This window comes from Limnohabitans sp., from assembly GCF_031539105.1.
GTDB lineage: Bacteria > Pseudomonadota > Gammaproteobacteria > Burkholderiales > Burkholderiaceae_C > Limnohabitans.
On record NZ_JAVKLM010000025.1, the window covers coordinates 1 to 10,220 of the forward strand.

General features: G+C 54.1%; 9 protein-coding genes and 2 rRNA genes. 1 reads left to right on the forward strand and 10 read right to left on the reverse strand.

Translation table 11 applies throughout. From position 1 onward, the window contains the following. Positions 1-43 precede the first annotated feature (43 nt). The 8 genes from RMR24_RS07640 to RMR24_RS07675 form a co-directional block, all read right to left on the reverse strand. A complete protein-coding gene (locus RMR24_RS07640; protein ID WP_310614488.1) occupies positions 44-946 on the reverse strand; it encodes a SprT family zinc-dependent metalloprotease in 903 nt (300 codons plus the stop codon). Positions 947-956: 10 nt separating this feature from the next. Continuing rightward, the gene (locus RMR24_RS07645; RefSeq protein WP_310614496.1) at positions 957-1,703 is read right to left on the reverse strand and encodes a lysophospholipid acyltransferase family protein; all 747 of its coding nucleotides are present in this window, start codon (positions 1,701-1,703) and stop codon (positions 957-959) included. Next, complete coding sequence (gene gmhB / locus RMR24_RS07650; protein WP_310614489.1) at positions 1,703-2,293, reverse strand: D-glycero-beta-D-manno-heptose 1,7-bisphosphate 7-phosphatase; 591 nt, start codon at positions 2,291-2,293, stop codon at positions 1,703-1,705. Before gmhB ends, RMR24_RS07645 begins: the two co-directional genes overlap by 1 nt. A gap of 15 nt (positions 2,294-2,308) precedes the next feature. Beyond that, positions 2,309-4,438 (reverse strand): glycine--tRNA ligase subunit beta, encoded by a 2,130-nt coding sequence (gene glyS, locus RMR24_RS07655; RefSeq protein WP_310614490.1) that lies wholly within the window; start codon positions 4,436-4,438, stop codon positions 2,309-2,311. Positions 4,439-4,455: 17 nt separating this feature from the next. Then, on the reverse strand, positions 4,456-5,361 hold the full coding sequence (glyQ, locus tag RMR24_RS07660) for a glycine--tRNA ligase subunit alpha (protein WP_310614491.1): 906 nt from the start codon (positions 5,359-5,361) through the stop codon (positions 4,456-4,458). 63 nt (positions 5,362-5,424) lie between these two features. Beyond that, positions 5,425-7,059 (reverse strand): apolipoprotein N-acyltransferase, encoded by a 1,635-nt coding sequence (lnt, locus tag RMR24_RS07665; protein ID WP_310614492.1) that lies wholly within the window; start codon positions 7,057-7,059, stop codon positions 5,425-5,427. 3 nt (positions 7,060-7,062) lie between these two features. Continuing rightward, the gene (locus tag RMR24_RS07670) at positions 7,063-7,947 is read right to left on the reverse strand and encodes a CBS domain-containing protein (protein ID WP_310614493.1); all 885 of its coding nucleotides are present in this window, start codon (positions 7,945-7,947) and stop codon (positions 7,063-7,065) included. 59 nt (positions 7,948-8,006) lie between these two features. Beyond that, complete coding sequence (locus RMR24_RS07675) at positions 8,007-8,681, reverse strand: GNAT family N-acetyltransferase (protein ID WP_310614494.1); 675 nt, start codon at positions 8,679-8,681, stop codon at positions 8,007-8,009. Between the two features lie 243 nt (positions 8,682-8,924). Here RMR24_RS07675 and RMR24_RS07680 point away from each other — a divergent pair, with 243 nt between their 5' ends. Then, positions 8,925-9,842, forward strand: coding sequence for an MBL fold metallo-hydrolase (locus RMR24_RS07680; protein ID WP_310614495.1), 918 nt, complete (start codon positions 8,925-8,927; stop codon positions 9,840-9,842). A gap of 60 nt (positions 9,843-9,902) precedes the next feature. Here RMR24_RS07680 and rrf read toward each other — a convergent pair. Further along, positions 9,903-10,015: ribosomal RNA gene (rrf, locus tag RMR24_RS07685) — 5S ribosomal RNA — on the reverse strand. A 117-nt stretch (positions 10,016-10,132) separates the two neighbouring features. Then, positions 10,133-10,220, reverse strand: a 23S ribosomal RNA gene (locus tag RMR24_RS07690); the annotation flags it as partial.

The following is a 10,220-nucleotide window of genomic DNA, read 5'->3' on the forward strand; positions in this document are numbered from 1 at the left end:
TTACGTAAACGTCAATTATGACGGGAAATCTCCAAAAACCAGCTCAAGACCACGGAGGTAAGGGTTCATCCTTAAGAATGCGCCGGCGCTGGTCATAGTCGGGCATGACGCTTTGCACTGTTTCCCAAAAGCGCGGGCTGTGGTCCATGACGCGTAAATGGCTGAGTTCATGCGCCACGACGTAGTCGATCACCTCGCGTTTGTGGTGTATCAGCCGCCAGTTCAGACGAATCGCACCATTGGCACTGGCGCTTCCCCAACGCGTGGCCGCACTGCTGAGCGACACGCGTTGCCACTGCACGCCGAGCTGCGGTGCGAAGTGGTTGAGCCGCTCGACAAACAAGGCCTTGGCTTGGCGCATCAACCAAGCTTGAACAGCATCGCGAATTTGTGAGGGCTCGGCGTTGAGCGGCAGACCTAGGCGCAAGGTTTGGCGCAAAGGCTCTGGGCCTTGTTGCGCTGATTCAAACTGGGCACTGTTTTTCTTGAGTGCACTGGACGAGTCAAGCACCACTTGCAACTGGTCGCCCAAGTACGGCAACACCACCCCGTCAGCCCACACGATGCGGGCGGCACCCAGTTGCTGCTGACGCTCTTGCATCTCCACCAGTTTGCGGGCGATCCAATCAGATTTTTCTCGCAGGGCTGATTCCACCTCACCCACCGAGACCCAACGCGGTGCACTGACTTCTAAGCCATCAGGACCAATGGCCATGCCAATGGTGCGGCGCTTGCCGCGTTTGAAGGCATAAGCCACGTCGGTGTTGCCCAGCTGGATGCGACGCGTGGCGCGAGGGTGCGCGTAATGGGCTTTGGGCAACACCTGGCCCAAAGGCTCTGAAGGTAAATGAGGGCCATGCAGGGCGCGAGGCTTTGGCCGAAGAGGTGCTTGGCTGGCGGGCGCCCCATCGAACATGTCGAGCACGAGTTGCAAGAAGCGGCTCATGCGCGTGGGCTCAAGGTTTGCCGACGTAGGCCTCGGGGTCGAGGCGGTGCATTTCGGCTTCGATCCACGTTTCGACTTCGCGCATCAGTTCATCGGCATCACGGCCTTCGCTGGAAATGGGCTTGCCGATCGACACATCCACCACGCCCGGGTGTTTGATAAAGGCTTTGCGGGGCCAGCATTTGGCGGATGTGACCGCCACAGGAATGACAGGTGCGCCCGTGGCGACAGCCAAACGTGTGCCACCTGTTTTGTAGCTGCCACGCTCGCCACGAGGAATGCGTGTGCCTTCGGGAAACATGATGACCCACACACCTTTGTCCAACAAAGCCTGCCCCTGCTCCACCACTTTGGCAAAGGCTTTGGCACGTTGACTGCGGTCGATGTGAATCATGTCCAAACTGCCAATGGACCAACCAAAGAACGGCACGTATAGCAGCTCTTTTTTGAAGACATAGGCCAAGGGGTGCGGCATGATGGCCGGCATCAAAAACGTCTCGTAGGTGGACTGATGCTTCACCAACAAAATGGCGGGGCTGGTTTCACCCACAGGCAAGTTTTCTTGGCCTTGCACTTGGTAGCGAATGCCCATGAGGACGCGTGCAGCATCGATGCTGAGCGTGAGCCACTTTTGTGCAAAGGCGTAACGCACATTGCCCTTGGCACCCAACAAACGCGCCAGCAAGATGAGCAAGGTGTAGGGAATGACGGTAACGAACATGAACGCCATGTGCAGCGTGGAGCGAAGTAGCGCCATCATGCAGATACCCCAGCTTTGTGTTTAGAGGCGACATCAGGCTGCGCAAGCAACCACTCGGCAAATGCAGCCAGATCCGCATGCACGAAAGTGCCCTGCGGAAAGTCGACAGGCAGGGGTAGACCCAAAAGCTTTTCACCTTTACCGGTGTGTACCAAGTGCGTGGTACAACCCACGGCGGCAGCAGCTTGCAAGTCGCGCAGCGAATCGCCCACGGTGTGCACGCCTTTGAGGTCCATGCCGTAGCGCTCGCCAATTTGCTCAAACAAGCCGGGTAAGGGCTTGCGGCAGTTGCACGTTTCCTCTGGGCTGTGCGGGCAATAAAACACAGCGTCAATACGACCACCCACAGCTGCCAAGAGCTTGTGCATCTTGGTGTGCATGGCGTTCAAAGCAGCAACATCAAATAAACCACGGCCCAAGCCAGATTGGTTAGATGCCACCACCACGCGCCAGCCAGCATGGTTCAAACGCGCAATCGCCTCGAGCGCGCCTGGCAAAGGAATCCATTCATCAGCCGACTTGACGTAGTCGTCGCTGTCACAGTTGATGGTGCCGTCGCGGTCGAGGATGACGAGTTTGGTTTGCATGGCTGAACTTCGGGTTTAAGAAGCAAGGGCAGACAAATCGGCCACGCGGTTCATGGCTTCGTGCAGCTTCTTCAGCATGCCTTGGCGGTTCAAGCGCAAATCCATCTCTTCGGCGTTGACCATGACATCGTCAAAGAACGCATCCACGGGCGAACGCAAAGTGGCCAAGGTTTGCAATGAGGCGGTGTAGTCACCGGAATTGAACTGCGCCTCGGACTCGGGCAACAACTTTTGCATGATGGCGTATAGCGCTTGCTCAGCATCTTCTTTGAACAAGGCGGTGTTCACATGCGCGTCAACCTCGCCTGCTTTTTTGAGCACGTTGCCGATGCGCTTGTTGGCCGCAGCCAAGGCTGGGCTTTCAGGCAATGCAGCGAAGGCGCGCACAGCGGTGAGACGCTTGCCCACATCGCTCAAACGCTGTGGGCGCAGCGCCAACACAGCCTCAACTTCTTGGGCGGAGTAGCCTTGCTCGCGCAGGCCGCCAGAGAGACGGTCATAGATGAACGAAGTCAATGCAGCCGCAGGGTCTGTGATTTTGTCGCCGAAGGCGGGTATGGCTTGCGCAACCAAGGCATCCAAGCCAACATCCAAATTGGCTTCGCTCAGCATGCGCACAACGCCCAAAGCGTGACGACGCAAAGCAAACGGGTCTTTGTCACCCGTTGGCAAATTGCCAATGCCGAACATACCCACCAAGGTCTCTAACTTGTCGGCCAACGCCACCACCACACCCACGGTATTGCGTGGCAATGCGTCGCCTGCGAAACGAGGCTTGTAGTGGTCTTCGATGGCTTGCGCCACATCGTCACTCAAACCATCGTGACGCGCGTAGTAGCCGCCCATGATGCCTTGCAACTCTGGGAACTCACCCACCATGTCGGTCAGCAAATCGGTTTTGGCCAGTTGGGCTGCCGCGTCAACGGCCTGCACGAAGCTTGCGTCTTTGGCTTGCGGCAACAAGGCAGCAATACCTTGGGCGATGGCGCGCACGCGGTCGGTGCGCTCGCCTTGTGTGCCGAGTTTGTTGTGATACACGACCTTAGCCAAACCATCCACGCGCGACGCGAGTGTCTTTTTGCGGTCTTGGTCAAAGAAGAATTTGGCATCGGCCAAACGGGGGCGCACCACGCGCTCGTTGCCGCCAATCACTGCAGACGCATCGTCCGGTGTGATGTTGCTGACCACCAAGAACTTGTTGGTCAGCTTGCCCGCTGTATCAAGCAGCGGGAAGTATTTTTGGTTGGCCTTCATCGTGAGGATGAGGCACTCTTGTGGCACGTCGAGGAACTGTTGTTCAAACTCGCACACCAACACGTTGGGGCGTTCGACCAAGGCTGTTACTTCGTCTAACAATGCTGCGTCTTCAATCGCCTTGACTCCACCACCAACCTTCGCGGCGGCGGCTTCGAGTTGACGTGCGATCTCAGCACGACGCTCGGTGAAGCTGGCAATCACAGCGCCGTCTTTAGCAAGCGTGTCGGCGTAAACGTCGGCATCGGTCAACACCACGGGCGACACGCGGGCTTCAAACCGGTGGCCTTGTGTGCTGTTGCCAGCGGTCAAACCCAAAGCTTTGACGGGCACCACGGCACTGCCGTGCAAGGCCACCAAGCTGTGCGCGGGGCGCACAAAGTTGACGCTGCTCCAGCCTGGCAACTCACAGTCGGTCTCCAACTGGTAGCTCATCACTTTCGGGATCGGCAATTTGGCGATGGCTTCGCTCAAGGCTTTTTGCAAGCCATCAACCAAGCTCGCACCCTTGACGATGCTGTCGTAGAACAAAGCTTCAGCTTTGCCATCGGGTGCGCGTTTGAGTTGCGCCACCGCATCGGGAGCTGCGCCCAAGGCTTGCAGCTTTTTCAGCAAAGCGGGGGTGGCGTTGCCATTGGCATCCAAGCCCACGGTGACTGGCATGAGCTTTTGTTGCACGGCTTTGTCAGCAGCCAGTGCAGCCACGGCGGTGATGTGTGCAGCCAAACGGCGTGGTGAGGCGTAGGCAGTGACCGCGGAATTGGCCGCCGTTAAGCCTTGGGCTTTGAGTTGCTCAAACAGCACGCCTGAAAAAGCGTCGCCCAGTTTTTGCAAAGCTTTAGGAGGCAGCTCTTCCACGAAGAGTTCGATGAGTAGGTTGTGTGTGGTCATGTTCTTGTGTCCTACGCTCAAGCGGTCTTCTTTGACATTTGTTCTACCCACTCGCGCGGAGCCATCGGGAAGCCCAAACGCTCGCGGCTTTCGTAATAGCTTTGTGCCACGGCACGCGCCAAGTTACGGATGCGGCCGATGTAGGCAGCACGCTCGGTCACGCTGATGGCGCCACGCGCGTCCAACATGTTGAAGGTGTGCGCGGCTTTGAGTACTTGCTCATAGGCGGGCAACGCGAGCTGGACAGCGATCAAATGCTGCGCTTTTTTTTCGTGCGCACCAAAGGCGGTGAACAAGAACTCAGCATCGCTGTGCTCAAAGTTGTAGGTGGATTGCTCTACCTCGTTTTGCTTGTAGACGTCGCCATACGTCAAGCCGTCGGTCCATTGCAGGTTGTAGACGTTGTCCACGCCTTGCAAATACATGGCCAAGCGCTCGAGGCCATAGGTGATTTCGCCAGTGATGGGTTTGCAATCAATGCCGCCAACTTGTTGGAAGTAAGTGAACTGCGTGACTTCCATGCCGTTGAGCCAAACTTCCCACCCTAGGCCCCAAGCACCCAAGGTTGGGTTTTCCCAATCGTCTTCGACGAAGCGAATGTCGTTTTTCTTGAGGTCAAAGCCGAGGGCTTCAAGTGAGCCTAAGTACAGCTCCAAGATGTTGCTGGGCGCGGGCTTCAACACCACTTGATATTGGTAGTAGTGCTGCAAGCGGTTGGGGTTCTCGCCGTAGCGGCCGTCTTTGGGGCGGCGGCTAGGTTGTACATAGGAGGCCTTCCAAGGCTCTGGGCCCAAGGCGCGCAAGAAGGTGGCGGTGTGCGAAGTGCCTGCACCGACCTCCATGTCGATGGGTTGCAACAAGGCGCAGCCTTGCTCGGCCCAGTAGGACTGGAGTTTGAGAATGATTTGTTGAAAAGTCAGCATGCAAAGTGGCCTGCAGAAGCGGGCAAATTAGGCTGCGGGTCAAGACGCCCGCAACCCTTGATTTTACGTGCCGAAACGCCTTTGATCGTGCCTAGATGCGTGCACCATCAAGGCGGCGACCAATAAGGTCAGCACAGCCAAGATCGCCAGCGGCCAAAGCCCCCAAGCCGAGACCCAACAGGCGTAGGGTGTGACGGGACCATGTTCGCCATACACCTCGGCAGTCAGTGCTCCCTGCACTGAGCTCGGCAAGCGATGTGTGACCTCCCCCTGCGCGTTGATGATGGCTGTAGCCCCCGTGTTAGTGGCCCGCAACATGGGGCGGCCTAGTTCTAGGGCTCGCATCCGTGAGATATTCAAATGCTGGTCAATGGCCACGGTATCGCCAAACCAAGCAATGTTGCTGAGGTTGACCATCAAGGTTGGCGCGTCATCTGGATTGGCAAAGCTGCGAGCCAGTTCTTCGCCGAACAAGTCTTCATAACAAATGTTGGGGGCGATGCGCTCGCCCTTGAGGTGCAAGTTGGGTTGCGCCACTTCTCCGCGGGTGAATTCCCCCAAGGGAATGTTCATGAGGCGCACAAACCATTGGAAGAAGGGAGGCACGAACTCGCCGAATGGCACAAGATGGTGTTTGTTGTATTGGTAGCTCGCGGTCGAGGCAGGCGTGGCTTGTGGCATCAAAGCAACGACTGAGTTGCTGTATTGCAGTTGACCCTGCTCGCTACGCGTGGCCAAAGGCAAGCCAATGAGCGCCGCTTGTGTGCCTTTGGAAAAGTATGTTTCCAGCATGCCCCAATAGCGCTCCGGCATTTGTTGCTGAATCAACGGAATGGCAGTTTCGGGCGTGACCGTTAGGTCGCTGGTACTGGTCAGTAGCGCCTCGCGGTAGTCGCGCAATGCACGGTTGACGCCATCACCGAATTTCAAATCTTGAGGAATATTGCCCTGCAACAACGTCACGGTGATTGGCTTCGCAGCTCGGTTGCCACCTGTAACGCTTCTGCTGGGTGATGTGAACCAGGTGTAACTCAGTACGCCAAGCATCACCACAACGCCTAATTGACTGGCGCGTGTCGGTTTTCTGTAATTTTTTCGCTGTGCGCTAACAGCCATCGCGATAAAGGCAGACAAGGCGCACAAGCCATAAACGCCCACCCACGGCGCCCAGTGCTGCAACACGCTGTCCACATGTGCGTAACCCGCTGCACCCCACGGAAATCCAGTCAAGATAGTGCCGCGCACCATCTCAGCCAAGGCCCAGGCGGCGGCGAATGCACTTGCACGTCCGATGACGCCCACGCCTGATTTGCTGACGGCATGAAACACGGCACAAGCCGCACCGTAGATTACCGCCAAACCAGCCGCCAATAGTGCCACTGCTGCTGCTGCCAGAGCCGCAGGCAAACCACCATACGTATTCATTGATATGAACAACCACCAAGTGCTGCCGATTAACCAGGCAACACCAAACAGCCATCCTGTTGTGAATGCCTGCTTACTTGAATGCGTGCGGTCCAAGATGCCAGCCAACACGGCCAAACTTAAGAGTTGCAACCAGCCTAAGGGCTCACCTTTTAAGGTGCCCTCAAATGGCACTGCAAGCGACAACGCATGTAACAAGCCTACGGCCAACAACATTGCCGCGAGCTTTATTGGAAGCGCCCATGGCTTGTAGACAGGTTGTCGCTTGTCCATGCCTTACTGTGGTGTTTTGTCCAGAGGCGCGGGGTAAACCTTAAACCACTTGACGGCACCGCCGCGGGTGTGCAACACCTCAAAGCGCAGCTTGTTGATTTCAAAATGTTCACCACGGCGTGGCACATGGCCCATTGCGTGCGCGATGAATCCACCAATGGTGTCGAAGTTTGTGTCGTCTGACGCTTCCGCGGCAGTGACTTCGAGATGCGTGCCAAACGCTTCGCCCACGCGCTCCAGCGAAGCATCACCGCTCACTCGGTACGTTTGGTCTGCGAGTGCAAAAATATCGCCCACATCTTCTTGGCTGTCGAATTCATCTTCGATGTCACCGACGATTTGCTCCAACACGTCTTCAATCGTGATCAAGCCAGCGATGCGACCAAACTCATCAACCACCAATGCCATATGGTTACGTGTGTTGCGGAATTCGCGCAATAAATCGTTGAGACCTTTGCTCTCTGGCACGAAAACAGGTGGCCGAAGCAAAGTGCGGATGTTGAGCGACGGGGCGCGTTGTAACTTTAGTAAATCCTTAGCCAGCAGAATTCCAACCAAGTTATCGCGCTCGCCCTCGTACACTGGAAATCGGGAGTGCCCTGTATCGATGACTTGATGCAAACTGTCTTCGGCGGGCGCATCTAAGTTGATCAAGTCCATGCGCGGCGCGGCAACCATCACTTCGCCAGCGGTGAGGTCTGCCATGCGCAACACGCCTTCCAGCATGAGACGACTTTCGGCGCCAATGACTTGGTTGTCTTCTGCGTCTGAGAGCGCATCTAAAAGTTCTTCGCGCGAATCGGGACCTGGGTGTATGAACTCAACCAAACGTTGCCAATAGCTACGCTGGTCTTGCTTTTCTGCTTCTCGGGAATGCGGGGGTATCACAGTGTTGCAGCGGTGCTGCTAGAGTCTGACAAGGCTTAAGCATAGCCCATGCGACCGTCTTATTCGGCAGATTGGTGCCGCGTCTCTCGCACGCCTTGACGGATTTCTTGCACTTTGGCTAAGAAACTCCAGAAGCGTTTGGCATCTTCTTTGATGTTGTAGTTGGTTTTGGCATATTGATCTGCAACCAATTCGCTGATTCGACTGTCTAGATCGCGCTTTGGCAATCGCAAAAATGCCTCTGTTTCAGAGCCATCGCGCTCAATTTTTGCACCGCCTTTGCGAGCAATTCGAATCATGGGTGCGTTTTCGCTCAAGGCATGGATGTACATCTGATATACCTTTTCGTTGCGCGCATGGATAACTGCGCGTTCGAATAGTCTGGCCCCGTAGCCACGGCCACGCGCATACGATGCAACTGAAACACCAAATTCGGAACTAAATTCACGTCCTGCGTCTTTGATCAGCGCCAAATGCGCCATCGCAATGATGTGAAGTTCTGCATTAAAAATGCCATAAATTTCGTCACGCTCAAAATTCAAGCCGCTCACGTAGCGTTGAATGTGCTCGTCTGTGGCTGTGTAGCCAAAGCGCAAGTAACGGTCATGCACAGACAAAGACAGTAAATGCGCAAGAATTTGAGGAACATGTGCTGTGTCAAGTGGTGCGATCGGAATCAGCACACCTTCTGTCTTACGAAAACTCTCTTGAGATACACCAGTGAAGCGGAGCATTTGTTTCCCCCCTTCCAGGGTAGTTTTAGCAAGAGTCTGTACTAGCGTCATGCTTTAGATTTTAAGGGTTTTCCCTCATTCTTTCTTATTGCTGACATGAATAGGTGCGGCGCTCTAATGCGCCAAAACTCATGTCACTCATTTATCGACCTTGTCGTTGCATTTCGGTGCGCTTGTAAATCCAGCATGTACTGCCAGAATGTATGCTTCGACGCAATTCAATTTTCTAGTCAATTACTCACTATGACAACCCTACCTAGCGGCATCACATTTTTTGAAAGAGGTTGGCTGTCATCCAATAATGTCTTGATTCAAGATGCTGAGCAGGCTATTTTGGTCGACACAGGTTATTGGACGCATGCCGAGCAAACCTATGCATTGCTTACCTCTGTACTAGGTGGAGCAGCTCTCACAGCACTTGTGAATACACATTTGCATAGCGACCACTGTGGCGGTAATTCTTATTTGCAATCGTTTTTTCCAAGTTTAAGAACTTACATTCCGCCTGGGCATGCTGCTTATGTAGATCAATGGGACGCCGCTGCATTGACATACACCCCTACTGGACAGCACTGCCCGCCATTCACACGTACTGATTTACTTCAGAATGGAGATGCATTTGTGGTTTCAGACAAAACCTGGCGTATTCATTCAGCGCCTGGTCACGACCCTCATTCAGTAGTCATATTTAATGAGCAAGATCGGATTTTGATATCTGCAGACGCGCTTTGGGAAAATGGATTTGGCGTGGTGTTTCCCGAAATTGAAGGATTAGCTGCATTCGATGAAGTTGCATCTACTCTAGAAACCATCGAGAAATTAAAGCCTCAACTGGTGTTGCCTGGTCATGGTTGCGCATTCAGTGATGTAACAGCAGCGCTTAGTAGGGCAAAAAGTCGACTGACACAATTCAAAAGTTCACCCGAGAAGCATGCTAGCTATGCGGCAAAAGTACTTTTGAAATTTAAGTTGTTGGAACTTCAAAAAACGTCTTATGCTGACTTTTTAGCGTGGGCGCAATCGGTCCAATATTTACAGATTTTGTTTGGGAAATACTCAAAGACAAAGAGCTTCGACGTGTGGTTTTACGATTCTTGTAAAAGCTTAGAGAAAAGTAATGCGTGCTTGATCGAGGGAAGCAATATTACAAATATAAATTAATAGAAACCTAAAAAACAAAAACCCCCACTCAAACGAGTGGGGGTTTCTGAGGCTGTAATAGCCTGACGATGTCCTACTTTCACACGGGAACCCGCACTATCATCGGCGCTAAGTCGTTTCACGGTCCTGTTCGAGATGGGAAGGAGTGGTACCAACTTGCTATGGTCATCAGGCATAACTTGTTGTCACCTTGATCAAATCAAGGCAACGAATTCATAGAGAGATATCAGATTTTGTTTTTGAATGCGTCACTTGGCATAACTTCCTTGATCACATTGGATCAAAGTTATAGGGTCAAGTCGCACGAGCAATTAGTATCAGTTAGCTTAACGTATTACTACGCTTCCACACCTGACCTATCAACGTCCTGGTCTTGAA

Bases quoted from the DNA above. Each gene is read 5' to 3' on its own strand.
- lnt (WP_310614492.1), bottom strand. From the start codon at position 7,059: ATGGACAAGCGACAACCTGTCTACAAGCCATGGGCGCTTCCAATAAAG.
- RMR24_RS07675 (WP_310614494.1), bottom strand. From the start codon at position 8,681: ATGCTCCGCTTCACTGGTGTATCTCAAGAGAGTTTTCGTAAGACAGAA.
- glyQ (WP_310614491.1), bottom strand. From the start codon at position 5,361: ATGCTGACTTTTCAACAAATCATTCTCAAACTCCAGTCCTACTGGGCC.
- glyS (WP_310614490.1), bottom strand. From the start codon at position 4,438: ATGACCACACACAACCTACTCATCGAACTCTTCGTGGAAGAGCTGCCT.
- RMR24_RS07640 (WP_310614488.1), bottom strand. From the start codon at position 946: ATGAGCCGCTTCTTGCAACTCGTGCTCGACATGTTCGATGGGGCGCCC.
- gmhB (WP_310614489.1), bottom strand. From the start codon at position 2,293: ATGCAAACCAAACTCGTCATCCTCGACCGCGACGGCACCATCAACTGT.
- RMR24_RS07645 (WP_310614496.1), bottom strand. From the start codon at position 1,703: ATGGCGCTACTTCGCTCCACGCTGCACATGGCGTTCATGTTCGTTACC.
- RMR24_RS07680 (WP_310614495.1), top strand. From the start codon at position 8,925: ATGACAACCCTACCTAGCGGCATCACATTTTTTGAAAGAGGTTGGCTG.